The following is a 26,303-nucleotide window of genomic DNA, read 5'->3' as shown; positions in this document are numbered from 1 at the left end:
CCCCTACCCCCATGTGTTTTCTGTGCCGGGATAGCGCCGCGGCGTGCTGTCCCCGGCACAGAAAACACATGGGGGTAGGGGGAAATGCGCCTTGAGCTCAGGAAATTGATCAATATATAGCCAACTTCCAGCTCTGGGCGGCATCATCGCCACCAAACCTGGCATTTGGGTGCTGCTGACCAACCCGATGCAACATCCGGGCTATGAGTTTAGCTCACCCTACCGCGGGATTAAATCGCTCAATGTGCCACGCACGGACGTGGAGCCGTTCTCCCTTGAGGAAGTGCAGCGCATTATCGATAACGTACGTGACGATTACCGTCAGTACTACATCGTGCGCTTCTTTACCGGCATGCGTACGGGCGAAATCGATGGACTGACGTGGGAGCATGTCGATTTTGCCCGTCGCCAAATCCTCGTTCATCAAGCGTTGGTACGCGGCCAGTTTGTCCCGACCAAAACCGATGGCTCCTTCCGTTCCATCGATATGTCTCAACCGGTTTTTGATGCGCTTAAGGCACAGTTTGCCGTAACGGGCAAAACAGGCCTGGTCTTCGCAACGCGAAAAGGCACCGCGCTATCGCACCATAACGTCACCAAGCGTATTTGGTATCCGTTGTTAACAGAGCTGGGGTTGAGCAAGCGTCGCCCGTATCAGACACGCCATACCGCCGCGACGCTGTGGCTTGCCGCGGGCGAGAGCCCAGAGTGGATTGCGCGGCAGATGGGGCATACCACCACCGAAATGCTCTTCCGTGTTTACTCACGCTTTGTACCCAACCTCACGCGTCAGGACGGCTCTGCCTTCGAACGCATGCTGAATCAAGAACGCGCTTAGGAGACGACGATGAAAAACCTGGATGATGTGGTGATGGCGCATACCGGTATCGAGCGCACGCTGCACGTGACCATGGCAGGTAAGAACCGCCGGCGTGTCGAGCGTCGTTTAGCGGAGTCTCTGGCAGCGGCAACGAACTTGGCGAAGGGAGATGCGTTGGTCATGTGGCTTGGGAATGGCGATGAGGCCACCAACCTGGAGGCGCTTGCCACGTGGGTGAGTAACACCCTCAAGCAGTTGAACCTGGACGCGAACCGGCAAGCCATTCCGCACTTACTTGCAGAGTTGGAGCGCACGTTGTGGGCCTGGGAGGATCAAGCATGGCAGTAACACAGCAAGTATCACCCGATAAGGCTGGGCGTCAGTTTGAGGGCGAGCTGTATGTGGCCGGTGTCGAAGGCCCCGAGTGGTTGATGCAGCATCGTGTATGGTCGCTTTACTTGATTGGCCCGAAGGGTAACTACCGCTTCTTCCTCACCGACCGCCACTTAACGGCGCAAGGCGTGCCTAAAATGGGTCAGCATGTGCAAGTGACAACCACGTGGGCGCGATTTGCCAGCTGTAAGCTGTGCTTCATCAACGCTTACGAGATACGAAGCGACTAGGACAAAATCGAGGCTCAAGATCCAACTTATCCCCACCCCCCTATTAGCTGGGCGGTGGGGATAATTTTATAGGTATCAATGCCAGGTTGGACTGTTTTGTCATAGACGCGGTATGTTATCTAAATAAAAACTAAGGGACATTAGGGATGTTAACCTCCATTCGGAAAGTACTGATCATGGTAGCCTTTGCTGCTACTTGTTCTGCAGTATTTGCGCAAGAGTCAGCCGTGAGCTCAAGCACACTCTCGCCGTCAAAGGATGAGAGCCCTGTTCTCACACTGCACAGTGCTGAGGAACGCTTGTCGATCAGTCGTGCAGAGATTGAGCAGTTACCGCTCTACGAGGTATCACTACAACATTTCGAGGGGCCACAAGGGCGTTTTGCGGGTGTGTGGCTGGACGACTTTCTTAAGGCCGAGGGCATTGATGACGCTGCGACGTTACGCTTAATAGCTCACGATGACTATACGACTTTTTTAACGCCTGAGGACCGTACAGCCAAACGCTATATGCTCGCTACAAGGCTCGACGGCGACACACTGACCAGAGATGAGTACGGTCCGACGATGTTACTCGTTCCTGCCGATGCCGACGCTGTTGAGTCGGGTACCGTGAGCATGACCACATGGATTTGGTCGATTAAAGATATTTACGTGCAACAATGAACTTGCGCTCTGATTGGCCACTTGGCTGGCAATTAGGTCTGGGACTCGTCCTATTGGCAGGTGTTTGCGCTATCGCAACAAGTGTCTATCTGTACCAAGTGCGTCAGCACCTTGGATCCAACTACACGGCGATTGTTGCTGATGTCATACGCCCGCAGTTGCATACCGTCCTGCTTCGCTCAACGTTGGAAGAGCTCCGTGAGCACCCACAGGACAGCGAGCTAATAGAACGTTTTGATAACCTGATTTGGCGTATTCCACAGCATATTGAAGGCGTTCACTTCGGGCTTAACAAAACCGGCTTGGCTCCAGCTGACTATGAAGCATCTTTAAACCGTTTGGAACTCGTGAGTGAAAGGCTACCTAAATTGCGCCAAGCGCTGGGTGAAATTGCCGCTGGCGCGCCACCAGATGACCTGATTCAACAAGGCTACGCCATTGAAAATGAAATGGCTCAGGCCTATAGCAGGCTTAGTCATCTACTGCATGCTGAAGCTGCGAATCAGCGAGTAGTGATGGATCGCTTGGTATTAGGTATTGCCCTGCTGATTCTTGTCATTCTCCTCCTGGTTGGCTGCCTCATGCTGTTATTGAAGCGCCTGCACCATCAGCATAAAAAAGTACTTAGGCTCAGCCTGATGGACGAACTCACTGGGTTAGGCAACCGTCGTTACATGCTTAATTTCACCGAGCTCTTGTTCGAACAGAGCCAACGCAGTGACCACCCACTGAGCATGGCGCTTCTCGACCTTGACCACTTTAAGCGCGTGAATGACGATTTTGGCCACCCAGCAGGTGATCAAGTGCTTAAAGTCGTTGCGGATGCTCTTCTTCGCGAGGTCCGTAAGGCAGATGTGGTGGCTCGCCTTGGTGGTGAAGAGTTCTGCGTACTCATGCCTGAAACTGATACTGAAAGCGCGCTTGAGGTCATTGAGCGGATACGTCAGCGAGTGGAGTCGTTATCTCCCCAAGCGTTTGGCGTGCCCGTAGCCGTGACGGTCAGCCTGGGACTCGCCACCGTCACTCGCGATGACGCATCCTTCGATCATCTCTATTTCCGTGCTGATCAGGCCCTCTATCAAGCCAAGATCAAGGGACGCAACCGTGTTGCCGTAGACGGACCTATGGTTCAGGCGCCGGCAACTCCTTAGGCAGTGCAACAACCGTGGGCATAGGGATAGCCCTGGCGAAAAGCCTTGCAGCAAGTCCCTGGTACGGCCGATCGTGTCTTGTTTTTCCACTTCGCCACCTGGCAATGGTGGGGTACACAACCGTCCGTCCTCTTAGAATTTCAAGCGGAATATGCTCAATCACCAGGCTCGTCACCCAATCTTTCAGCCTGACCATCACCCTCACGCATCATTTCTCCGTCTTCCTGTATGTCGTCTCCCAGACCCAATACCAACATCGCCATAAAGGCTGCAAAACGAACGGCTTCCCATAGCGGCTGCTGACGATCTGTGTAATGCCCCCGCGTTATTTTGAGATTGGCGTTCCCATACCAGTGCCGCGTTTGGCCAGAAGGTGAGGGCGTTGGCGTCAACTCAATGCGCGATTGCGAAATGTCGGTCGCGTTGGACCAGTGGCGTTTGATGTCCTTTTCGTTGGCTTTCGCCTCGACCTCGACAACGAGGTAAACACTTTGAAAGCAGCGCAATGGACGCAACAGTTCACGGACACTGTTAATGGCGTCAGCATCGGGGAGCTCGACCTGACCGGTACTGCGCTGCATGTGATTGCGCAACGTCACCAGGCTTTTTTCTGCGGTCTCAGGTTGTGACTGGTGCCAGTCGAGTAGACGGTGAAAAAACTGCCCGGCCTCTCTTAATACCGCAGGCTTAATAGGCGGTGCCATGCAGCGTTTAAGCTCTGGCATATAGATACGTTGCGAGGCCACGCGACGAGCACGGTCATAGCGATTGTCTTCACGACTAAACTGCTGATTGGTTCGCCGTGTTTTACGTTCCATCAATGCTTCGCCATTCTCCATCCACAGAGAAAGCTGTTCAGCGTCGAGTACAAATCGCTTGGCTGTTCGGTGAATAGCGTCATCAAGCGCTACACCCTTGCTCTCTTGTTGTTCGACAAGCCGCAGACTTTGATAGATCGTGGTGGCTTCGGGCCAGTCGAACGCAGCCCCCAGGGGGTTATCGAGCGGATTCTCGGATGGTGGTTGGTAAGATCGCCACTCTTGCTCCAACGGGTCATCTGCCAGATATGGCTGCCACTCATCCTGAAGATATTGGAGTAGCACACCGGCTTGCGTCTGTCCTTTGAGTCCGCGTCGGTTACGCCAACTGCTCAGCGCTGTTTTCGTCGGAAAATTCAGTAGCGCGAATTGTTGGTCGATACTGAGGGTGGGGTTAAAACGTTCACGCAAGTCTTGCCCAAGGATCCAGTCGAGAGAGTGAGTGTACGAGCTAAGCGTTTCATCGGGGCTTGCATGCCCTGCCCAAAGCGCGAGTTGCCAAAGCCGTTTTCGAGAGGGCCGGTCTTGAGGCGCAAGACCGGCTAACGCAGAAATGTCGGCCTTAGCGTTTGGCATCGCCATATTACGGTAGTCATCCAGTCGCCATACGTTTGGTAATATCTCGCCTGACTTACGCTCCAGCAGGCGCATCAGCGTAAAGGTCACAAAGCTATGCCGCAGGTGGTGATAGCGTAGTGAGTTATCGCCACTGACCGTTTTCAAAGCGGTTTGTATGGGATGAAAGAGGGCTTTATCTTCCAGTAGTAATCGACCATTCCCGCTGCGGCAGAACAGCAGCTGTTTCGTGGTCTGTTGGGTGGTGATCTCACCTTGGCGACGTTGGACCCAATTGATCAGATCCTGTCGCTCTTCAGGCATCAATAACCACAGTGGCAAGCGTCGTGTTGCCGAGTAGCTTTTGCCTCTTCGGTATTCATTGGATCGAATGATGACCTCACCCTCGAAAGCATCGTTATCAAATAGGTAGGCGACATCCTTTATCTGAAGCCCGGCGCATTCGCTGCGGCGGATCCCGAGACGGTAACCAAGAATAAGCGCAAGTTTTTGCATGGTGCGAAAGCGTTCGGGCTGCTGTGAGGCTTCAATCAGTGCCAAAGCGCGGCGAAATTCGGCGGGCGTGACGATGTTAACGTCGACACGCTGTTTTGCTGCATTGCCACTCTCCAGATCGATGTGGGGGATTGCGAGGGTATCAACGAGGAAATGATGAAAGTCGATAAGACGATTTTGCATTTTCGCTCTGGAGGCGAGGGTTTTGGCACTGTTTAGCACGTTTTCATACAGCGCTTCCCATTCATCAGCACTGGCAGTAAGTACGTCACCGAAGGTTTGGCTGTGCGCTACTAGCGGGCGTGCAATGGTCGATAAGTACGTTTCAGCCGAACGGGCGACGAGCCTTGATTTAACGCGGCCCCCCTTTTGCATCAGCTTTAGGCACCATTTGGCGAGCAGCGTCACCATGACACCGTTACTGTTCGACACCGCCAGAAATGCATCGATATTGGCAATGGCTTCACGTCGGCCTGTGTGGCCCACCAAAGAAGCGGAAAAACAATGCTGCAACTGACGTAGCTGCTGTAATTGGTCGACTGGAGTAGAGCTGACCTGGTCAGTGGTTTGGAAGTCCAGGTAGACGTCATCGTCGTGGGTGTTGATTAGCGTGTTGGGTAATACGCTGCGAGTAAGCAAGCGCTGCCATGAGGACGGACGAAACGAGAGCGATGAGTCGGCTTTGCTTGCGTAGTGTACCAACAATGGTGGCATATCCAGTGCCGCTGCAGTTTTTGCCATTGAAAGAAGGGCGGCGAGGCTTGTTGAGGCGCTATCGGCAATGTGTTTGATATACACCATCAAGCACTGCTCGACAGATACCAGGCTGTTGGAAGCGGTTTGCGGCCATGCCTTGCCAATGGCTTGATAGGTAATGAGGAGTAGCAACTGACTCATCGGACTCAAACAGAGTCGCCGGTATTTAAATCGAAGCTCTTTGTCGAGGGGTGTTTCAGTATTCGATTCGGAAGGTGGATTACCACTAGATGCTTCGTCGGCTTCTTCCTGTTCTTCCTCATCCGCATTAGCCGACTGAATGCAGTCCGTTAAGGTGAGAAAGCCAGTGCCAGGCGCAAAGGAGATGCCTTGCTCAAACGCTTTAGGTAGCTGTTCAAGGTGGCGCTTATTCAGCACCGCACCTTCCCGGATCAACTGAAATAGCCATCGCCCCACCATCCATTTTCGCAGTGCAGTGCCGCTAAGCTTTTCCACGTTGGGCAGGGCTGCGTCATGTACGGCTACCAGGGCATCCCAGCGATGCAGTTCAGAAAAAGACGCCGTGGTGACGGCAGGCGGCTTGCGGGCGTTAGTGACCAATGGACTCGGTATCGTCACGCGCCATTTCAGCTTTTTAAGGCCGTTTTCCAAGCCTCGCACTATAAAATTGTGCGTCTTGCGCAGTGCCTTGGGCGGCGTGTTCTGGTGTAGAGCTTCAAATACCGCATTGGTATCTGCGTCTGAAAAAGAGAGGTTCGGTTTGCCTTCCATGGAACCGGGTACCTTTTGTTCTAATCTTTCGAGAAGTCCCATTAGATACTGGTACCGCTCACGGTCGCGTTGATAGCGGCGCTCTTCTTGGCCGTCGCTGGCCTTCTTTTGAGGCTTCGGGAGTCGCCACCCAGACCAGAGAGTCTTGTCGCTCACAGCAAGGCTCCTTTTAATGCCTTCCAGCCTTGCTGCACCATCAAGCGTTGTATGACTGACGCGATAAGGGCCTGATACTCACGAGGGCAAAACGTCGAGTAGCTGGCCCAGGGCTCCTGGCCTGGATCCCAGTGACCCATAAAGGCATCGACGACTTCCGACGATAAATCGCTCTCTTTTAATCGCGTATGCAAAAAGTGGCGGTTGATATTTAAAGGAGGCGAGTCGATCCACTGTAACTGGTCATGTAGCCGGGTCGGGGTGACTTCTTTTGGATTGCCGTAGTGATCCAGGAACATGAACGGTGTATCCCACCTGTTTTGAAGATAAAACGATAAACGCTCGATAATCCCCTCTCGATGGCGTTGATAGTGCTGCAGCTGCTCGACCATAAGGCTGGTCAGCGGCAGAAATCGCGCGTGGCTTTGTTGGTCGTCGGTTTTGTCCGCGATGACGATGATGCGCCGCGATAACGAAATATTGTCCCAGCTTGGCAGTGGATCACGAACGCTTCGATAGCCTGTCGAGAACATCAGCATGGCCACGGTATACGCCACATAAGCGTTGTGCATACTGGAAAGGGCCGTCCATGTAGCGCCCTTTTTCGCGGCCTTAATCTGCTGTCGCATGCTAGCGACAAGGCCGTTTACGTATGTTGTTGTGGGGACTAGGTTGGACCCCACATGGTGGGCTGTATCAGAGGAGGTAGTAGTGCATGGTTCAGCACGGGAGGGCTCAGCAACAGATGATGGAGAGTTGGACGTCCATTGTCGCGTGATCGTCTCCATGGCGTGAATATAGTGCTGTTCCAGGCGTTTCATGTGCGGGGCATAATAATAAAGAGAAGCCTGCTGACCGAATGAGGGAATACGGGCCGTTATCAGGCACGCCGCTGTTAAATCAGCGTCACCTTGGTTGAGCGTATTGAAAAGGTGGGCTCCTAATCGATGGACAGTTAACCGTGACCCAGTGTTGCGGTTTGCCTCAGAGAGCAGGGCTTTCATCTCCTCTCTCAAGTCTTCCCGATAATCTTTTGGAAACAGCGGCACAGAGCGCTTATTAACTCTTATAGCGACTTCGAGTACATTTTGCTTTATGAGTCGCCAATATATTAGCGGGATGGGTAGTGCTAGGCGGTCTTGTGTGGTGCGCATGTGAGCGGGCCAATCGCCTGTCAATTGGCGACTATTTTCTGGTCGATAAACCCCTGATACCCAGCAAGCGGGCTCATTGGATAGAATATAAATAGCCTGGTCGGTAATGACCTGAGGGATTCGCTCAAGGCGCTTTATGATCTGCGTGTCCAGCACACTGTCGAGGCTACGGCCCGTGATTAATAGTAGTCCGATTACACACTCAAGTCGCTGACGTAGAGCGGGTTTCTTTTGTTCTAATTGGCTTTTTAATTGCTGAAAGTCGAACGTATTTAGCTGTTCCCATCGCCCTGGTAACAATTGAGCGGCTTTATCCTGAAAAATTTGCTGGCTGCGTGCGCGAAATACTGCCTGCAGCGAGCTATCACCCTTCGCGGCTTTGATTGGAGCGTCATTTTGGGTGAGTTCGGTCGCTGGGCGCTCTTCCATGGTAGATAACCCGGAAGCACGCAGCGTGTTTTTCGTTTTTTCATCTATATCGGGTGGCAGGGTGATCGCTGAATTAGCTGTCTCGCTCCAGCTTTCCTCAGGATCGTCATCGAAGCGACGCTTGCGCTGTACTTGCGTCGTGTTGTTCGCTTCATCAGAGCTAGGATCTTGATAACCTTGGCGTGGCTGACGGCGATTTAGCGCGTAGGCTAAAAAACGCTCTAACTCAGTGATATATTTTTCTTGCTGGTTTTTATCATCGTATGCTTTGTACCTATTACACTGTTTATGCAGTTCGTCTGTCGGCTGATCGAATGGCGTTAGATATACCAGCCACCCAGTTTCAATACGTCTAGCGACTTTGCAAGCAGCCTCCAGGTTTTTAAGGTAAGTCGTCTGCTTGAGGCGTTTATTACGCTGTTCGGTAAAGTCCAGGTCGGCGTTAGCGGCTTGCATGTCGTTGCGCCAGTGAAGCGCGGCATTGATAATGTGCGCCAGTAAGTGAAGACGATCATTGAGCCCTTCAATATCGTCTTGCATTTTTGTCAGCTTATACAAAGCACCATGGATGGGGTGCGTGCCATGAATGCCTTTTTCCCTCTGACTTGGCAGTGATGTGAGTACTAACTCTCCCTTCATTAAGGCGTCTGCAAGCTGAGCAAGTGCTGATGAGTCCCAAGCGTCGTCACAAATGGCAGCCAGTTTTTCAATGGTAGTGACCAGTAGTGGCTGAATCATCTCTATAGCAAAATAGCCATCGCGGGGTTGCAGCACTTCATCCACCAGAGCGGTGAGTTGCGCATTACTGTCCATAAATTTAGCTGCCCTTAAACGTCCCGCCGGTTGATACTGAGGGCCTCACAGAAGGAAGTCTTACTGTTGAATTTTTCCGACAGGGTTATTAACGCTTGGTGGTCTGAAGAGGCTAAGTGTTCCCATAGCGATACGATATAATGCGAGAGATCTTTTGGCGGAAGTGAATGGCAAGTTTCGGAGGTTAGCGCTAAAGAAAGTGCCAATGCTTCTGTGTTTTTACTGAGAGGCGCATCCACCAAAGTGACGCGAATCTTTTCGCTTCCTGCTAGGCGAAGCTGGGCAAGGTATAAAGGGAACAGGTTAGCAATGCACATGAGCTGGGTGCGGCTCTTACCTCGTTTAGCCCCGTATACAACAGGAGGGTGCTGAATCATATAGATTTTTAATGCCTCATCTGACAAGCTCTTGACGTCCCGCAAAAACGATGAGCGCGCTAGGAATAGGCGAAGCACTGAGGGGGAGAGGTGCGGGCTGACTTCAATTTGAGATAATGACACCCGTCGTGAGCCTCGATCATTTAGCATTAAAACACCTGTTTTACTTTTTTTGCAAGCCTTGCCTAGCCAAGCGGCTAGTTTATCTTAAAGGGTTATACGCCTCTTTTTATCATGTTTTTTGATGATCGTAACCCCTGGACTACAAAAAATCTTGGAGAGCTTTATGGCCACTAGCTTTGGCTTATTATTTTCTTTTAATATTTATTTACGTAAATAATATGGATGTGCTTATTATTTTAAATAAAATGGCAGTCAATTTTATTTAGTTGTTTTTTATGAAGCAGGCTGGCTGCCTCGCCGTACGAGACCAGTGGCATGGCTAGACGTCGACGGCGCGGCGATATCCGCTTTTCCAATCCGAAATGGTGTGTATGAGAAATGCTCGCCAATCATTTTGCTTATCAAGCCGATGGCAAACGCACCTCCTACTAGGCGAAGCTGAAGGTAGTTCGAAGCAGAGCAGAGACCTTACAACCGAGAAGAGGCCCTGAGGCGTCTGTACGCGTTAAGCGTATCCGCCTTGGCGGATGTGGGTAAGGTAAGCGATTACGTCGTTAACCCTGCCCCGCATAATCAGTTGTTCGGCTGTCAGTCCCCCTAGGGCAGAAATTGTATATGTTCGATACCACGTCCAGGCAGCGGTTCGAGAGCCCGCCCAAGGTTCGACTAGGTCCAATATGGTTTGAGTCAGCTTTTCTCGTTCCTCCTCGCTTTGGCGATCACGGTAGCGTGCCCAAACCAAGCCGGTCCCAAAGAGGAGTAGGGCCGCACACATGATGCCGAGAGGAAGGAGAATAGCCAAAACATCAGGCGATAAGGGCTGCATTTGTAGACTCCTCTTCGATGTTTAGGATGAGCCTTATGACTTTTTTAGACGATAGCCTAGACACGAGGATAGCTTTTCGTAAGGCCGCTAGGTCTGAGACCATGCTTTCCAAGTTAGCGCTAGCCGTGACTTTACGCCGTCGTCGATTTCTATAACTCTATCATACTCGCCCATCGATGAGTGTCAGGCGGGGCTGCTCAAGGTAACCTCTGGCTACCTCGAGCACTGTGAATCCGTCGCGGTAGCTATTCAATGAGCATGACCACTACACGCAGCACAAGATCGCAACCGTGGATGCGATGCTGCTATAAAGTGTTTATAAGTTGCCTCGTGCGGTTATTAATGATGGCTCACCAGTCATGGTGGCGGACCAGATTCCCTATGATTGATATCAGTAAGCGAGGGTCATGCTTCATGGCGGCTTCACCAGATTGCTGTCGCCTAATCCACTGAATTCATGGTTGAGCATGCGTGAAAGGGAAAGGTAGAGCAGGTCAAATGACTTGGCTAGGGAGTATCTGTCGCTGATTGAGCTTTCAACCCTGTATAGGCGCGATACCAGGTAGTATCTGTCGCCGTTTCAGTAGCAGGGAGACCAGGTCATGGGTCCGCTGCTCGGTAGTCGCTGTCACTGTTTCGGCCAAGCGCCAATGTTGGCTATTTGACCAGGTAGTATCCGTCGCCGATTGGAGCCTCCGGGAATCCCGGTACGGTTCAAACCCTTGGTCGCCGAACGGTTAAAGGGCGGCCTCCACCTCTCTGACGCTGAAATCGAGGGGTGGCATTGCGGGTGATAAGCTTCCATACCGGTACTGCCCCTGGATACCGTCGCCAGCAATCAGCAGGAAGCGCCCTCGCTCAGGGCTTGGGTGGCGGCAACACGACACTGCGGCGCTGGATGGCCAGCGAGCGGCCACACGCACGGCGTCGCGCGTATCAACCAGAGGTTCACACCGACGTAGGTCAGATTCTTAATTGAAGTTGCTCAGCTTTTTTGATTAGTACACACTATGGCCCTAAGTTGACTGGGAAAAGGGTAGGGTGTATGGACATCACCTCTGCTAAAAAGCTTTTATCATGTTGATTTAAAAGGGTTGTTTTTATCGCTTCCTTTCGTCTGTCTCGTCAACAGTAGAAGCGGTTAGCGTGTCCAAGCAATCGGCACAGACCCAAGGTCAAATACGATGCAGTAAATCTGCGTAGCGCATATTGAGCGACTACCCCGTGCGGCATATGGGGCGAACTTGTCATGCCTTATTTGTTAAGTAACTGTTAATAAACATTTTTATTTTTTAGGCAGAAAATGCCTTCTAGCGGTATTGCCGCCATTCGATGAAGTCGGCTATCCGCATTTTTTAGAATTCATTGCCAAAAACATCAACATTCGTAGGGCGATCGCTGCCAGAAAAGCAGGGTGAGCCGTTTTATCAGGGCAAGGGAAACGTCCGGATACAATCCCTGGGCGGTAGCGTGCCTAAACGTTTTTTATTTCAAGGTCGGACAAGATGACGTACGAATTTTCCAGGCGTATTGCCGGGGGGAAATCTCTCCTGCTCGGTGCACTATTTCTCGCCACTCTAAGCGGTTGTGCACTACAGCCCGCCTCTCAGAACAACGCGGCGTCGGGCTCGGTCGTGGCCGGGAGTGAGCAAGGCAAACCGGTAGACGCCAACCTCAATGGCTTTCTAGCCCAGTCTAATCTTGGCGAAACCCTGCAACTGGAGCGCAGTCCTTGGGGCAACAACGTCAATGTCACGGCCGATGCCCCGTATTTTTCCGCCAGCGGGCGGGTGTGTCGCAAGCTAACGGTGCAGCAGGTAGGGCGCAACGACGACCAGGCCGCTATCGCCTGTGAAACCGCTAACGGGAGCTGGGCGGTTCGCCGACAGGTCACCAAGGCACTCTCAAACGGAGGTGCCCTCTGATGAATGCCACCCATCGCATCCTAACGTTGACGCTTAGCCTGTTGGTTCTGCCTACGCTGGCTAACGCCCAGTCCGTCAGCCTGCCCGGCAATGTGCTGCCCGATGAACAGCAGCGTGAAGACACCCCCCAACAGGTAGATGACACGCCTCGCGCTGATTGGCGTAACGACAACTATGGCCCAGTGCCCCAACAAGAGCTGGACGACACCACCGAGGCCTTGTCGCCCTTTGGCGCCAATCTATTTGAAGGTGGCTTTCGAGGTACCCGGGCGGATGGCCTGCGCCCGGATTACACTATTAAGCCAGGCGACCAGGTCACATTACGTGCCTGGGGCGCCGTGGAGATTGAGCGCGAGATGCCGGTGGACGCGCAAGGCAACATCTTCATACCTAGCATTGGCCCTTTAAACGTGCAGGGCAGCACCAGTCAGCAGCTTGATGCCAAGGTCCGCCAGGCGATAAAGGAAGTTTATCCTGACGGCGTAGAGGTCTATACCAACCTGCAGGGTGTGCAGCCAGTCGGCGTGTTTGTAACCGGCTACGTGGAAAACCCCGGCCGGTACGCCGGTACACCGAGCGACTCACTGCTCTATTTCCTTGACCAAGCCAGTGGCATCGATAACGCCTTGGGCAGCTACCGCGACATCCGCATCATGCGAGGCAGCCAGACGGTCGCCCAGGTTGATCTCTACGACTTCCTGCTAGACGGCGAGCTCCCTAGCTCGCAGTTCCGCGACGGTGACACCATCGTAGTGGAAGAGCGCGGCCCCGCCATTGCCGTGGTAGGCGACGTGAAACGCGAATACCGCTACGAGCTCATTGGTCAACGGCTGACCGGCGCTGAAGTGATCCGGCTGGCGCGCCTGCAAAGCGGCGTCTCCCACGTACTCCTGCGCGGTAGCCGAGACGAGGGGCCCATCGCGCGCTATTTCCCGCTTAACGCCTTCACGGGTCAAACAGTGCGCAGCGGCGACGAAGTGCTGTTCAGCGCCGACCAACGCGATGAAACCATCGTTGTCGAGCTGGAAGGCAGTTACTACGGCCCTTCGCGTTTCGCGCTACCGCGTGACGCTCGGCTAGGTGAGTTGCTAGACGACATTGCCGTGCCCAAGGATATGACCGCTGTGGACAGCATTTCCTTGCGCAGAGAGAGTGTCGCCGAACAGCAACGCCAATCCCTGCAGGATAGCTTGCGCCGCCTGGAAACCACGTATCTCGGCGCCTCTTCGGCCACCAACGAAGAAGCTCAGATCCGAGTGCGTGAAGCCGAGCTCATTCAGGAGTTTGTCGAGCGTGCGCGCGGTATGGAACCCAGTGGTCGCCTGGTGGTGGCCCATGACGGTAATATCAGCGACATCCGTTTACAGAACGGCGACGTCATTACCATTCCCGAGGTCAGTGATTCTATTCTGATCAGCGGCGAGGTGGTCGTGCCTCAGGCCGTGGTTTACCGCTCAGGGATGTCCGCTTCGGATTACATCGAAGGCGCGGGCGGCTTTACTCAGCGTGGCGACGACGACCATATCTTGGTGGTCCGTCAGAACGGCGCCGTGCGCAATGCCGACGACGTGTCGCTGCGCCCCGGCGACGAGATTCTGGTGATGCCCGAAGTGCCCACCAAGAATCTGCAGCTCGCCAGTAGCTTGACCCAGATCCTCTACCAAATTGCCGTGGCCACTAAAGTGGCGATCGATCTTTAAATTATGACTCAGCCTGTAAATTCCGGTACCCGTTCCGCCTGGCAGGTCACGCGCAGCGTGTGGTACGCCATGTTCATGCGCGAGGCCACCTCGCGCACCATGAACGATCGCATGGGCTGGTTCTGGATGATCTTCGAGCCCGTGGCTATGGTGACTATTATGGTCAGCATTCGCTCTTTCATCCGAGGGGATCGGCTGATCGTAGGCGCAGAGTTTATTCCCTGGATGGTCACTGGCTTGATGGGCTTTTACCTAATCCGCGAAGGCATGATGCGAGGCCTGGGCGCTGTCGATGCCAACAGCGCGCTGTTTGCTTACCGTCAGGTGCAGCCCGTTGACCCGGTACTGGTGCGTAACTTTCTGGAAGGCATGTTACGCACCTTTATCTTTCTGTTGTTTATCGTCGGGGCATTGATGCTGGGGGTAGATCTGGTGCCGGATAACGCCATTTACGCCATGGCCTGGTGGGTATCGCTGTGGTGCCTGGGCTTGGGGTTGGGGCTGATTACCTCGGTAGCCGGCACCTTGGTGCCGGAGGTCACCACAGTGGTCCGCATGATCAGCTTACCGTTACTTATCCTCTCGGGCGTCATCCTGCCGCTCAACCACTTACCGCATTGGCTACTTGAGTACCTGATGTATAACCCCATTGTCCACGGGCTTGAGCTATTACGCGCTGGCTTCTTCGAGGGCTACAAAGTGGTGAGCGGCACCAGTGCCACCTATTTCTGGATGTTCACGCTCGTCACTATTGTGATTGGGCTGCTGATGCACTTGCGGTTCAAAGATAAGTTGAAGGCGAAATGATCGAAATCAATGGCCTCTACAAGCGCTATCACCGCCAGCGGCGGGTGTATGACTGGGTGCTTGAGGATATTAATCTCACCATTCCCAAGGGCGTAAGCGTGGGGCTGCTCGGCCGCAACGGCGCTGGCAAGTCCACATTGCTGAGGCTAATCGCCGGCATGGATACCCCCGACCGTGGTGAGATCGTGCGCCGTTCACGGGTCTCCTGGCCCATTGGCCTTTCCGGCGGTTTCCAGGGCAGCATGACCGGTCGGCAGAACGTCAAGTTCGTCGCTCGGGTACATGGCGGGCGCTATAACGTTGAAGACATTATCGACAAGGTCAGGGACTTTGCCGAACTGGGGGATGCCTTCGACGAGCCGATCAAGACCTACTCCAGCGGCATGCGTGCGCGCCTTAATTTTGGGCTTTCACTGGCGTTTGAGTTTGATGTCTATCTTTCTGACGAAGCCACATCGGTGGGCGACCGCGCCTTCAAGGCCAAAGCCACCAAGGCGTTCAAGGAAAAGGTCAACCAGGCCAGTTTGATCATGGTTAGCCACAGCGAGGGCATTCTGAAGGATCTATGCCAAGCCGGTATTTACCTTGAGAACGGGCGAGCCTGGTGGTACGACGACATCAACGATGCCATTACCGCCTACCACAAAGAAACGGAAAATGCTGCTGTAACGGATGTTAAGGCAGATGGCGAAGCAGAACGCCAACCGAAGCCCAAAACGTTAAGTGAAGCACGCGTGCATCTCCAGAAATGCAAGGCTGAGTTCGACGACGCCAAGGCCCATTTTGAACAGGCCAAGGCCGATGAGCTGCCCCCTCATGAACGCAAAGCCTTCGGTGATGTTTTTCGCAATGCGCGCGAGCGGCTGCACGATGCTCGACGGCAGGTGCAGGCACTGCAAACGCCCAGAGACGACGAATAATCCCTTTTTCGTAAAACCCTATTCTATTCACCCGTAGAAGCGCGATGTGTAAGGCTTCTACACCTAAGCCGAGCCTTTTCCAATGAAAGGATTCATCAAATCCCAGCCCCACTGGGCCCTAGCTATCCTGGCCATCGTGCTGGTTAGCGCTTACTGGTTTCTCTGGGCCGAAGATCGTTACCTGTCTCGCGCGACGGTGGTACTGGAAAGCCCTCAGATAGCCCAGCCAGATGTCAGCTTTTCGTCCATCCTCACCGGTGCCTCGGGCGATAATGACTTACTGCTGCTACGCGAGCATCTGTTATCAGTCGATATGCTCAAGCAGGTACAGGAAGAACTCGACTTTCGCAGCCACTACAGCGAGAACGGTGATATCTTCGCCCGCCTGCGCGACGCCGACGCCCCCATTGAAAAACTTCACCGTTACTATTTGCGCCGAGTGGACGTCGAGATGGACGAATACGCCGGGGTGCTCAACATTCAAGTGCAGGGCTACACACCCGAGTTCGCCCACGAGATGGTGAAACTGCTGATACGGGAAGGCGAAGCGCACATGAACGACATGGGCCAGCGCCTCGCCGAAGAGCAGGTTGCGTTTCTGGAAGGCCAGCTTGAGCTTCTGGAAGGGCGCCTGGACGAGACCCGAGCCGGCCTATTGACCTTCCAGAACCAGGAAGGTTTGATTTCACCGACCAGCACGGTTGAAAGTATCAATCAGGTCGTTGCCACGCTAGAAGGCGAGCTTGCTCGCCAGCAGGCACAGCTTAAGGCGCTTTCCAGCTTCCAGAGTATCCAGTCATCCGAGATGAGGCGCGTGCAGGCTGAGATTGATGCGCTTCGTGAACAGATCGAAAAACAGCGGGATCGCCTCGCGCAGGCTACCGGCGAATCACTCAATCGCATCTCCTCTCAGTACGAAACCCTTGAGCTAAAAGCGCAGTTCGCCCAGGAAACCTACTCCAATGCCCTGGCCGCGCTGGAAAACACGCGGATAGAAGCTGCCCGCAAGCTCAAGCAGGTCAGCGTGCTGCAAAGCCCGTTGTTCCCGGAATACCCCACCAAGCCGGATCGGCTTTATAACGCCACGATATTCGCCATTATCACGCTATTCCTGGCGCTGATCTTCAGCATGCTGGTGTTGATCATTCGAGACCATAGAGACTGATATGCCCAAGACTTTCCTGATTACCGGCGGTGCCGGCTTCATCGGCTCCGCTGTGGTGCGCGAACTCATCGCTAAGGCCGACCACCGCGTGGTTAATGTTGATAAGCTTACTTATGCCGGGAATTTAGAATCGCTTTCAACAGTAGAAAGCAGTGACCGCTACACCTTCGTGCAAGCAGATATTTGTGATGCCCCCGCCATGCAGCAGGTGTTCGAGCAGCACCAGCCGGATATTGTCATGCACTTGGCCGCTGAGAGCCACGTAGACCGTTCGATTGACGGCCCGGCTGAGTTTATCCAGACCAATGTGGTCGGCACCACGGTACTGCTGGAAACCGCCCGCAATTACTGGAAAGCGCTGCAAGAAAGCGCGCCGCAGAAGGCCGCCGGGTTCCGCTTTCACCATATCTCTTCCGATGAGGTGTATGGCGATCTAGTAGGCACAGAAGACCTCTTCACTGAAGAAACACCTTACGCACCCAGCTCCCCGTACTCCGCCAGCAAAGCAAGTTCGGATCACCTAGTACGCGCCTGGCAGCGCACCTTCGGCCTACCCGCGCTAATCACCAATTGCTCCAACAACTACGGCCCCTATCACTTCCCCGAGAAGCTGATCCCGCTGATGATCCTAAACGCCTTGGCCGGTAAGCCGCTGCCGGTATACGGCAACGGCCAGCAGATCCGCGATTGGCTGTATGTGGAAGACCACGCCCGCGCACTGCTTAAGGTGGCCACTGAAGGCAAGGTAGGGGAGACCTACAACATCGGCGGCCACAACGAGAAAGCCAACCTTGAGGTAGTCGAAACCCTCTGCGACCTGCTTCAGGAGCAGGTGCCAAAAGAAGGCTCGTACCGTGATCTCATCACGTTCGTAAAGGACCGCCCCGGCCACGACCTTCGCTATGCCATCGACGCCGGCAAGATCGAACGTGAGCTGGGTTGGCGGCCTGAAGAAACCTTCGAGACCGGCCTGCGCAAAACAGTGCAGTGGTACCTAAACAACCAGCATTGGTGGCAGCGAGTGCTGGATGGCAGTTACCAGGGCGAGCGGCTGGGAGCCAGCGTATGAATATTCTGCTTACTGGCGCCAACGGCCAGGTTGGCTTTGAGCTACAACGCCAACTCTGCCTGCTCGGAGAGGTCTCCGCGCCCACTCGCCAAGCGCTGGATTTGGCCAACCCGCAGGCGGTTAGCCAATGGCTGGAACAGCATCAACCTGACCTAATCGTTAACGCCGCGGCCTACACTGCGGTGGATAAAGCCGAGGAAGAGCCCGAGCTGGCCCGCCGTTTGAACGCCGAGCTACCCTCACAGCTGGCCGATTATGCCGTCAGGCAGGGAATTACCTTGGTGCACTACTCAACGGATTACGTGTATCCCGGTAACGGTGAAACCCGTTGGCAGGAAGAAAGCCCCACTGGGCCACTTTCCGTTTACGGCCAGACTAAGCTGGAAGGCGATCAGGCCGTGCAGGCTAGCGGCTGCGAGCATCTTATTTTTCGCACCAGCTGGGTTTACAGCGCCCGCAGCAACAACTTCATGAAAACCATGTTGCGCCTTGGCCGTGAGCGCGATGCGTTAACAATCGTCAACGACCAAATCGGTGCGCCAACCCCAGCACGGCTGATCGCCCAGGTCACCCAGATGGCCTTGGCCAAGCGAATGGCAGCCGGCATCTACCACTTGGCCCCGCGTGGTGAAACCAGCTGGCACGGCTTTGCTTGTGACATCTTTCAACAGGCAAAGGCCCAGGGGCTGGAAATGGCCGTCGACCATGCGCGAGTTTCCGGCATTCCCTCGTCGGAATACCCCACCCCGGCCAGCCGGCCGCTGAACTCGCGCCTTTGCTTGAAGAAGCTGGAAAGTGTACTGGACATTCAGCTGCCCCATTGGCAGAGCCAGTTAGCATTGACGCTTTCAGAGCATTTAGCTTCGTAGGCGCTGGTCTTAGCCTGCGACCTGTCCGGTAAAAACCAAAATATTTGTTTAGCAAGGAATCATCATGGCCCGTAAAGGCATCATTCTCGCCGGTGGCTCCGGCACGCGTTTACATCCCATTACCCGCGGCGTTTCCAAGCAACTGCTGCCGGTGTACGACAAACCGATGATCTACTACCCCATCTCGGTGTTAATGCTGGCGGGTATCCGCGAGATTCTGATCATCTCCACCCCGGAAGATTTACCCCAGTACGAGAACTTGCTAGGCAGCGGTGAAGATTTTGGTGTGCGCTTTGAGTACGCCGTACAGCCCACGCCAGATGGCTTAGCCCAAGCCCTCATTATCGGTGAAGATTTTATCGGCAATGACCCGGTCTGCTTGGTATTAGGGGATAACATCTTTCACGGTCAGCACTTCAGTGAACAGCTCAAACGTGCTGCGAGCCAGGCGAAAGGTGCCACCATATTCGGCTACCTGGTAAAAGATCCGGAGCGCTTTGGGGTAGTAGAGTTTGACGGCGAAGGCCGAGCCATCTCCATCGAAGAGAAGCCTAACGAGCCTAAATCACATTATGCGGTGACAGGCCTCTACTTTTACGACAATGACGTGGTGGAGATTGCCAAGCAGGTAGAGCCCAGTGAGCGCGGCGAGCTGGAAATTACTAGCATCAATAACGCGTACTTAGAACGTGGCGACCTACGTGTGGAACGCCTGGGCCGCGGCTTCGCATGGCTAGACACAGGCACCCACGACAGCCTGCTCGAAGCAGCCCAATACGTACAAACCATTGAGCACCGCCAGGGCCTTAAAGTCGCCTGCCTGGAAGAGATCGCCTGGCACCAAGGCTGGGTTAGCACCGGGCAAATTCAGGAGTCCGGGACCATGCTGAAGAAAACCGGCTACGGAGAGTACCTGCTGCGTATTTCTAACAGCTGACCCTCACGCGTTATCTTTTCCAGTTTCATCTCTGACAGGTTTACTCATGCACTTCAAAAAACTCGCCATCCCTGAGGTTGTTCTGATAACCCCCAAGGTCTTCGGTGATGAACGCGGCTTCTTTATGGAAACCTTTCGCCAAAACGAATTTGAGCAGCACTGCGGCAACTATTCGTTTGTGCAGGACAACCACAGCAAATCTACCCATGGCATTCTGCGTGGCCTGCATTACCAGCTGGAAAAGCCCCAAGGCAAACTGGTGCGGGTAACCCGTGGCGAGGTATTCGATGTGGCGGTGGACCTGCGTGAGAACAGCCCTACTTTCGGCCAGTGGGTGAGCGCCATGCTAAGTGAAGAGAACAAGCAACTTTTATGGGTACCGCCCGGCTTCGCCCACGCCTTCTACGTCACCAGCGATGAAGCCGAGTTTCAGTATAAGTGCACCGACTACTATAACCCTGGTGATGAATACTGCATCCGCTGGGATGATCCGACGCTTGCGATTGATTGGCCGCTGGTGGAAGGCAAGCCACCGCAGGTGTCGGAAAAAGATGCTAAAGGACTGGCGCTGAGGGAAGCACCAGTGTTCGTAAAAATACGTTAATAGCAAAGACACAACAGGGTTACTAAGCAATGAGTAAAAAGGGGACATTACTAAACGCATGGAAGCGAGCAAAACGGTCTCGTCATCCTTCTAAAACAATAGTTAAAGAAACGCCAAAGAGCGGATCACAGCGGCTTGCACTGGATATTGCCTACTACCGGAAGCGCTATCCGGATTTAGCCGGCTTGGACGACACGGCGCTAGAGCAACATTGGCATACCCATGGCTATCGGGAAGGCCGCTATGCATCTCCCAGTCATGAAGCTGGCGATGCACAGCTCGCAGGGCAAGCCGCGTCGCAAAGTAGAGTTCAACGCAAGAAAGCGAACGCAGGCCGAGTCGATCTGGACTTTTATCTAACGCTCTACCCAGATCTCAAACCTAATGGGATAACCACACAAGCCCAAGCCGATGCGCACTTTGAAGAACACGGCCAAGCCGAGAACCGCTTTGCTTCATTATCCGAATGGGCCGACCATGTAAATTTACCTAGTAATGTAATACCCGCTGGTTTTTCGCTAGCAGATATTCTCAAGCGTTGCAGTGGACTCGGTGTTGAGTTGGAGCCTCATAGGGTTCTCAATACAATGCTTGGCCAAGATATTGCCATGATTGCACTGGCAGATACACCTGAGAAAACGCAAGAAGCATATTTTTTACTAGGTAAGCATCACCTGGCGACACAGCAGCGTCATCAAGGACGTGCGTTGCTGGAAGCAAGTTTGAATTTTGCCAAATCCGCTCAGTCGCTAGAGCTTCTGGGTAACAGTTATTTGGATGATGGCCACTTCAGTATAGCGTTGCACTACTATGTAGCTGCCGCTGAGATATCGAATGCTTCCAAATGGGTTGCCTACAATCATGCTAAGTGTTTGGCGAAACTGCAACGGCAGCATGAGGCCATTATTGTATTAGCGAATGGCATCAACCATTATCCAAATTTTCGTCAACAATATGATGAGCTTGACCGGTTAGCAGAGCAAAAATGGAATAGTTTGCAAGCTGAACTACTTGTTTGGGTTGATGCACAGGACCGCGATCACTTGATTCAAGAAACGTGGTTATTTGCGTCGAATCTTTATAAAGCCTACTTGCCCATGTTTGATGGGCCAGCTCCAACTGCGATTAAGCGTGCTGCGGTAAGTAACAATGATGGTATTCCCACACTCCCCGCTCTTGGCCAGCTCAACACCCAACGCATCTTGATTGTCGGTGATTTCCATGTGCCTCAATGTGAACGTTATCGTATTAACCAAAAAATTGAGCAGTTAGAGGCGGTAGGTAAACAGGCCACTGCCATTGATTGGATGGAGCTTGAAAAGCACCCCAATACGTTGGCGCTGCATGATGTGGTTATTTTCTATCGTGTACCCGCCGTGCCGAAAGTGATCAAAGCCATTGCTCAGGTGAATGCGACAGGCAAGCTCAGCTTGTATGAAATTGATGATTTACTGTTTGTACCTGAATACCCGCCCGCCATCGAAAGCTATGGTGGCTACGTTGGGCTGGAAACCTATCGTGGCCTTACGCGTGGTATGGCGCTTTTCAACGCGGCGGCACGGCTATGCCGTCAAGGTATCGCATCCACCGAGCCATTGCGTGAGCGCTTGGCGCCATTAGTACAAGAGCAACGCTGCCTGCTGCATCGCAATGGCCTAGATCACCTCAATCAGTTCCGCACCATCAATAAATCGCATAAGAATACCATCGATATTTTCTACGGCAGCGGTACGCAAGCACACAACAGCGATTTTATCGAACAGGCGCTACCCGCTATTGAGCGCGTACTAAAAGAAGTTCCCCAAGCTCGTCTTGTCGTGGTGGGCTACCTGCGCTTGCCGAAAGCTTTCCGCTCAAGGTTTGCTGAACAGTACACACAGTTGCCGGCAGTCAAAAGCGTTCAGGGCTACTGGTCGCTACTGGAACAGGCCGATATCAATATCGCGGTATTGCACGATGACAGCATCAATGCCTGTAAAAGCGAGCTGAAGTGGTTTGAAGCCGCCTGTTTTGGTATTCCTTCGGTGGTCAGTAGCACAGCTAACTACCGAGACGTGGTCCATAACGGCAAAGATGCCTTCCTCGTTTCTAGTGAGCAGGAGTGGTATTCCGCCATCAAAAAGCTGGCAGTAAGCCGTGAATTACGTGAACAAATCGGCCACGCGGCTATGCAGCGCGCCAAAGACGAGTACAGCTTGCCGGTGCTGGGTGGGCAGCTAGCGGCACAGCTGGAAGAAACCGCTACCAGCGCTCAACCGCGTAAGCGCAAGGTGGCGTTGGTTAATGTGTTCTTCCCGCCGCAATCGATTGGCGGGGCCACGCGTGTGGTGGCGGATAATTTCTCAGCGCTGCGTAAGCACTATAGCGATGAACTGGATGTATGTGTATTCACCGCTGATGCTGAGTGCCGCACGCCTCACGAGATGACGGTGTATCAGCATCAAGGGTGCCGCGTGTATCGCGCTACTACGCTGTGGCGAGAGCATATGGATTGGCACCCCAAAGATCCCAAAATGCATGCACTATTCAGTGAGTTTCTAAAGCTGGAACAGCCTGACATCATCCACTTCCATTGTGTGCAACGCCTTACGGCCTCGGTGGTGAAAGCCGCCCGTGATGCTAAGGTGCCTTATATGGTGACAGCGCACGATGCCTGGTGGATCTCGGATTTCCAGTTCCTGGTGGACCACAACGGTAAATTGTACCCAGAGGGGCACCCGGACCCTTATATGCCGATCGAGTTACCGCCCAATATCGAACTTGCCGAATCCATCGAACGCCGCCGTAACTTAAAAGATCTTCTGCATAGTGCCCACAAAGTACTCACGGTTTCCAATGCATTTGCCAACATTTATCGCAAGAACGGCATTACGGACATTGAAGTGATTCCCAACGGTATTTCTGATGATGTGCCTTGGGCACCCAAAGACACTACCTACACGGCTAACGTGGTATGTGGCCATATCGGCGGTATGGCAGATCACAAAGGCTACTACTTACTTAAGGAAGCCGTGCTGGAAGCACAGCCTGCCAACATAGAGTTTCTGGTGGTGGATCACTCAAAAGAAGAGGGTTATGAGCACCATACCCACTGGGGCAGGGTGCCGGTGACCTTTATTGGGCGTGTAAGCCAAGATCGGGTCGTGGAGCTGTATCGCAAAATGGATGTGCTATTCGCACCTTCTACCTGGCCGGAGAGCTTTGGCCTGGTAACCCGAGAAGCAGCTGCCTGTGGCTGCTGGGTGGTGGCGAGTAATTTAGGCGGTATAGGTGAGGATGTGGTTGAAGGCAAGACGGGGCATGTTATTTCTCCAGAAATAAATCAGTTGGTGAGTTTGGTTGGAAAAATTGATTTGAAATATGGCCAGTATAAAAGCTCTTCTCAAAACAGGGGAAAGCAGTTCTCCCTCGCTCAGCTGGAAAAAATAAGAGGTTTTTATAAGTGAAAAACGTTAATTTATCTCAGTATTTGGCGTCAAGTTCTTTTAATAAGTATTTGGATGACCTTGAAGCGTATATCAAAGAGAATTCCTGGGACAAAAACTCATATCTAGATTTTCTTCAGGTTTTAGTTAAGTCGGGGTGCTATATAAAGTTTGAAAACTATATTGAGAGCTTTTTTTACAAATATCCAGATAATAATATTGCTCATAGAATATACGGAAAATATCATATATTCGTAAAGAAAGATTTAAAAAAAGCTTTGATTCATTTAAATAAAGCATGCGAGATAAATCCTGAAGAGCCATCCTGGGTCAGGTATTACACTGGTAAAAAAGGAAATTACTATGAAAGTGTTGCGAAAGATGTTCTTTATACCGCCATACCTAAAAATGGCTCAACTACAATAAAAGGCTATATTGCTTCCAAGGAAGATAAAGACGTAGTTAATCCGCATAAATATTTTGGGAACCCTTATTTTAAGTTTAACTATTTTGATAGAGAACGTATCGAACGTTCAAAAAGAGTTTTAATCCTTAGAGAGCCTGTGCAGAGAGTTGTTTCCTATCATGCTAAAAATATAATAGAGGAGAGCTCTTTAATACAAGAAGTGGGCCATCCTAAGCAAAATAAGTTATATGGGCTCAGTCTTAAGCCTACACTTGAGGAGTTTCTAGAAAAATTCTGGGAATATGTTTTCTGCTTTAACGATGTTTTTCACCACCTTTTGCCTCAATCAGCATATGTGACAAATATAAATGAGTATACGTTTGTTGGAGATATGAAAGGTATAAATGATTCAATTAGTCATATTGAGGATAATGGTGGTGGTGACATCAATGTACCAGTACTAATGAAAGGGTCCAGCGGTAGAAATAATAAGCTATCTGAAAGAGAAGAGGAGTTTTTAAAAAAAATATATAGTGATGATTTTAATCTTTTGGTGGAGGCGGGGCTTTTAAAAGAGATGCCTTCGGCAGGTGAAAAAATCAGCTTCATTCCTTCAAATATTAATGAAGCTGACAAAGAAAAAGTTTTAGTTGAATACAATAATAGATTGAAAGCCCTAGAAAAAAAAATGGAATGGCTTGAAGTTTCGAATTGTTTTTTAAGGAATATTATTACAGATAGCTTCCATGAGTTAACTTCTAGAATTATTAATGCTTCTGAGTGCTACGGTTTCATAGTAGAGTCAGTTGCTAGTAAGAGACCCTTTAGCTTAGTTAGGATGGGTGATGGTGAGGGGCTTATTGCTGAGTTTAATGGTCTGGCTTTGGATAAAGATGTTGAAGACATTCTAAAGGTGCATTTTGGCAAAGGTTTGCAAGAAAAAGACATAGAGACTATGAAGTCGGGTATATTAAATTCAATAAAAAGCAGTGATATAATTGGAGTTCCGAGTCATAGAAGATCAAATAAAACCAATCCTGTTTCCCGCATACAGAGAGGGATTTTTTGCGTTTATTCTACCCTTTCTAAGTACAGTGGTTTGGATGAGAAGTTTGTGGTTGGGGCTAATATTCATATAGAACTAGAGAGATATGGTGTTCTAGAGAAGCTCCTAGGAAGTGTTGAAAAAATTAATATTATTACATGCAGGGTGGAGTTGGCCGAAATATTAAAGGAAAGGTTCCATAATTTAATTAATGTTAACTTGATCGAAATACCTGCAGAGTATAAATATGGTGAGAAGAAAGTTGATAAGCACCATTATTATGATGTATTTGATAGTGTGGTTGAAGAAATAAAAGGCTCCTCAGAAGGAGAGTTTTATTTAGTAGCCGCAGGTCTTTTAGGAAAAATTTATTGTCATAATATTAAGTTAAGTGGCGGTATGGCTATTGATATAGGTAGCATTGCAGATGCTTGGGCTGGTGTTAATAGTAGGCCCTATATAAGAAGTATGTGTTAATGTAATGGGAGTGGAATAAAATAAAATTATGCTAGATGTGGGTTGTTATGAAGCATGGTTGTCATTAAAGTTTCCGCTATTTAGTAATGGTTTTTAGTCGAAGACTGTGTATGAATTGCTTTTGCTTAGCCCGGCTTATTCATGAGTATGCTGATTGAGCGTCGCGAAGCCCCAGGTTGCTGGCACCGACTCCCAGCAGCCGTATTTGCGGTGTGAGTACCTGCCGATATATACCCAAATAGTACGGTTTCTTTGTTGCTATATAACCTTCAGTAATCGATTCCAGCCATCCCCTATGTGTCAGCGTAGTTGTCGCCTGAATATTTCAGAGGACAACCATGCCCCATTATTCACCGGAACGTAAAGAAGCCATTCTCCAGAAGATGGCCCCACCTCACAGTCTGACTGTTGCCGAGTTGGCCAGCCAGGAAGGCATCAGT

Annotated in this window: 18 protein-coding genes; 16 read left to right on the top strand and 2 right to left on the bottom strand. The window is 51.9% G+C overall.

Features of this window, described 5'->3' with window-relative positions:
• Nucleotides 1–169 precede the first annotated feature (169 nt).
• From B7L15_RS18205 to B7L15_RS18185, 5 genes are all read left to right on the top strand, one after another.
• Entirely contained in the window at nt 170–838 is a 669-nt protein-coding gene (locus B7L15_RS18205; protein WP_254902984.1) for a site-specific integrase, read from the top strand.
• Nucleotides 839–847: 9 nt separating this feature from the next.
• Nucleotides 848–1,168 (top strand): hypothetical protein, encoded by a 321-nt coding sequence (locus B7L15_RS18200; RefSeq protein WP_085920323.1) that lies wholly within the window; start codon nt 848–850, stop codon nt 1,166–1,168.
• A complete protein-coding gene (locus B7L15_RS18195; protein WP_085920322.1) occupies nt 1,159–1,443 on the top strand; it encodes a hypothetical protein in 285 nt (94 codons plus the stop codon). The genes B7L15_RS18200 and B7L15_RS18195 overlap by 10 nt, the downstream gene beginning before the upstream one ends.
• Nucleotides 1,444–1,670: 227 nt before the next feature.
• The gene (locus B7L15_RS18190; protein WP_139839401.1) at nt 1,671–2,108 is read left to right on the top strand and encodes a hypothetical protein; all 438 of its coding nucleotides are present in this window, start codon (nt 1,671–1,673) and stop codon (nt 2,106–2,108) included.
• The gene (locus tag B7L15_RS18185) at nt 2,105–3,259 is read left to right on the top strand and encodes a GGDEF domain-containing protein (protein ID WP_085920320.1); all 1,155 of its coding nucleotides are present in this window, start codon (nt 2,105–2,107) and stop codon (nt 3,257–3,259) included. The genes B7L15_RS18190 and B7L15_RS18185 overlap by 4 nt, the downstream gene beginning before the upstream one ends.
• Before the next feature lie 155 nt (nt 3,260–3,414).
• Here the strand turns inward: B7L15_RS18185 and B7L15_RS18180 are convergent, their stop codons facing one another.
• Both B7L15_RS18180 and B7L15_RS18175 read right to left on the bottom strand, forming a co-directional pair.
• Complete coding sequence (locus B7L15_RS18180; protein WP_139839400.1) at nt 3,415–6,792, bottom strand: site-specific integrase; 3,378 nt, start codon at nt 6,790–6,792, stop codon at nt 3,415–3,417.
• Nucleotides 6,789–9,188 carry a hypothetical protein gene (locus B7L15_RS18175; RefSeq protein WP_085920319.1) on the bottom strand — a complete coding sequence of 800 codons (2,400 nt, stop codon included), beginning with the start codon at nt 9,186–9,188 and terminating at the stop codon, nt 6,789–6,791. The genes B7L15_RS18180 and B7L15_RS18175 overlap by 4 nt, the downstream gene beginning before the upstream one ends.
• A 2,831-nt stretch (nt 9,189–12,019) precedes the next feature.
• Here B7L15_RS18175 and B7L15_RS18165 point away from each other — a divergent pair.
• From B7L15_RS18165 to B7L15_RS18115, 11 genes are all read left to right on the top strand, one after another.
• On the top strand, nt 12,020–12,439 hold the full coding sequence (locus B7L15_RS18165; protein ID WP_085920317.1) for a DVU3141 family protein: 420 nt from the start codon (nt 12,020–12,022) through the stop codon (nt 12,437–12,439).
• Nucleotides 12,439–14,139 carry a polysaccharide biosynthesis/export family protein gene (locus B7L15_RS18160; protein WP_085920316.1) on the top strand — a complete coding sequence of 567 codons (1,701 nt, stop codon included), beginning with the start codon at nt 12,439–12,441 and terminating at the stop codon, nt 14,137–14,139. The genes B7L15_RS18165 and B7L15_RS18160 overlap by 1 nt, the downstream gene beginning before the upstream one ends.
• Before the next feature lie 3 nt (nt 14,140–14,142).
• The gene (locus B7L15_RS18155; RefSeq protein WP_085920315.1) at nt 14,143–14,946 is read left to right on the top strand and encodes an ABC transporter permease; all 804 of its coding nucleotides are present in this window, start codon (nt 14,143–14,145) and stop codon (nt 14,944–14,946) included.
• Nucleotides 14,943–15,866 (top strand): ABC transporter ATP-binding protein, encoded by a 924-nt coding sequence (locus B7L15_RS18150; protein ID WP_085920314.1) that lies wholly within the window; start codon nt 14,943–14,945, stop codon nt 15,864–15,866. The genes B7L15_RS18155 and B7L15_RS18150 overlap by 4 nt, the downstream gene beginning before the upstream one ends.
• An 82-nt stretch (nt 15,867–15,948) precedes the next feature.
• The gene (locus B7L15_RS18145) at nt 15,949–17,031 is read left to right on the top strand and encodes a chain-length determining protein (protein ID WP_085920313.1); all 1,083 of its coding nucleotides are present in this window, start codon (nt 15,949–15,951) and stop codon (nt 17,029–17,031) included.
• A gap of 1 nt (nt 17,032) precedes the next feature.
• On the top strand, nt 17,033–18,100 hold the full coding sequence (rfbB, locus tag B7L15_RS18140; protein WP_085920312.1) for a dTDP-glucose 4,6-dehydratase: 1,068 nt from the start codon (nt 17,033–17,035) through the stop codon (nt 18,098–18,100).
• Complete coding sequence (rfbD, locus tag B7L15_RS18135; RefSeq protein ID WP_085920311.1) at nt 18,097–18,969, top strand: dTDP-4-dehydrorhamnose reductase; 873 nt, start codon at nt 18,097–18,099, stop codon at nt 18,967–18,969. Before rfbB ends, rfbD begins: the two co-directional genes overlap by 4 nt.
• A gap of 64 nt (nt 18,970–19,033) precedes the next feature.
• Nucleotides 19,034–19,906, top strand: coding sequence for a glucose-1-phosphate thymidylyltransferase RfbA (rfbA, locus tag B7L15_RS18130; RefSeq protein ID WP_085920310.1), 873 nt, complete (start codon nt 19,034–19,036; stop codon nt 19,904–19,906).
• 46 nt (nt 19,907–19,952) lie between these two features.
• Entirely contained in the window at nt 19,953–20,510 is a 558-nt protein-coding gene (gene rfbC / locus B7L15_RS18125) for a dTDP-4-dehydrorhamnose 3,5-epimerase (RefSeq protein WP_085920309.1), read from the top strand.
• Nucleotides 20,511–20,539: 29 nt separating this feature from the next.
• Complete coding sequence (locus B7L15_RS18120; RefSeq protein ID WP_085920308.1) at nt 20,540–23,956, top strand: glycosyltransferase; 3,417 nt, start codon at nt 20,540–20,542, stop codon at nt 23,954–23,956.
• Nucleotides 23,953–25,863 (top strand): GT-D fold domain-containing protein, encoded by a 1,911-nt coding sequence (locus B7L15_RS18115; protein ID WP_085920307.1) that lies wholly within the window; start codon nt 23,953–23,955, stop codon nt 25,861–25,863. Before B7L15_RS18120 ends, B7L15_RS18115 begins: the two co-directional genes overlap by 4 nt.
• Nucleotides 25,864–26,303 lie beyond the last annotated feature (440 nt).

Source organism: Halomonas sp. CSM-2, assembly GCF_002119345.1.
GTDB lineage: Bacteria > Pseudomonadota > Gammaproteobacteria > Pseudomonadales > Halomonadaceae > Vreelandella > Vreelandella janggokensis.
This window is presented reverse-complemented; position numbering and strand designations above follow the sequence as displayed.

What these genes read in the sequence shown, in the direction of transcription:
- rfbD (WP_085920311.1), top strand. Translation starts at nt 18,097, where the DNA reads ATGAATATTCTGCTTACTGGCGCCAACGGCCAGGTTGGCTTTGAGCTA.
- B7L15_RS18175 (WP_085920319.1), bottom strand. Translation starts at nt 9,188, where the DNA reads ATGGACAGTAATGCGCAACTCACCGCTCTGGTGGATGAAGTGCTGCAA.
- B7L15_RS18160 (WP_085920316.1), top strand. Translation starts at nt 12,439, where the DNA reads ATGAATGCCACCCATCGCATCCTAACGTTGACGCTTAGCCTGTTGGTT.
- B7L15_RS18195 (WP_085920322.1), top strand. Translation starts at nt 1,159, where the DNA reads ATGGCAGTAACACAGCAAGTATCACCCGATAAGGCTGGGCGTCAGTTT.
- B7L15_RS18165 (WP_085920317.1), top strand. Translation starts at nt 12,020, where the DNA reads ATGACGTACGAATTTTCCAGGCGTATTGCCGGGGGGAAATCTCTCCTG.
- B7L15_RS18120 (WP_085920308.1), top strand. Translation starts at nt 20,540, where the DNA reads ATGAGTAAAAAGGGGACATTACTAAACGCATGGAAGCGAGCAAAACGG.
- B7L15_RS18200 (WP_085920323.1), top strand. Translation starts at nt 848, where the DNA reads ATGAAAAACCTGGATGATGTGGTGATGGCGCATACCGGTATCGAGCGC.
- B7L15_RS18185 (WP_085920320.1), top strand. Translation starts at nt 2,105, where the DNA reads ATGAACTTGCGCTCTGATTGGCCACTTGGCTGGCAATTAGGTCTGGGA.
- B7L15_RS18150 (WP_085920314.1), top strand. Translation starts at nt 14,943, where the DNA reads ATGATCGAAATCAATGGCCTCTACAAGCGCTATCACCGCCAGCGGCGG.
- rfbC (WP_085920309.1), top strand. Translation starts at nt 19,953, where the DNA reads ATGCACTTCAAAAAACTCGCCATCCCTGAGGTTGTTCTGATAACCCCC.
- B7L15_RS18155 (WP_085920315.1), top strand. Translation starts at nt 14,143, where the DNA reads ATGACTCAGCCTGTAAATTCCGGTACCCGTTCCGCCTGGCAGGTCACG.
- rfbB (WP_085920312.1), top strand. Translation starts at nt 17,033, where the DNA reads ATGCCCAAGACTTTCCTGATTACCGGCGGTGCCGGCTTCATCGGCTCC.
- B7L15_RS18145 (WP_085920313.1), top strand. Translation starts at nt 15,949, where the DNA reads ATGAAAGGATTCATCAAATCCCAGCCCCACTGGGCCCTAGCTATCCTG.
- rfbA (WP_085920310.1), top strand. Translation starts at nt 19,034, where the DNA reads ATGGCCCGTAAAGGCATCATTCTCGCCGGTGGCTCCGGCACGCGTTTA.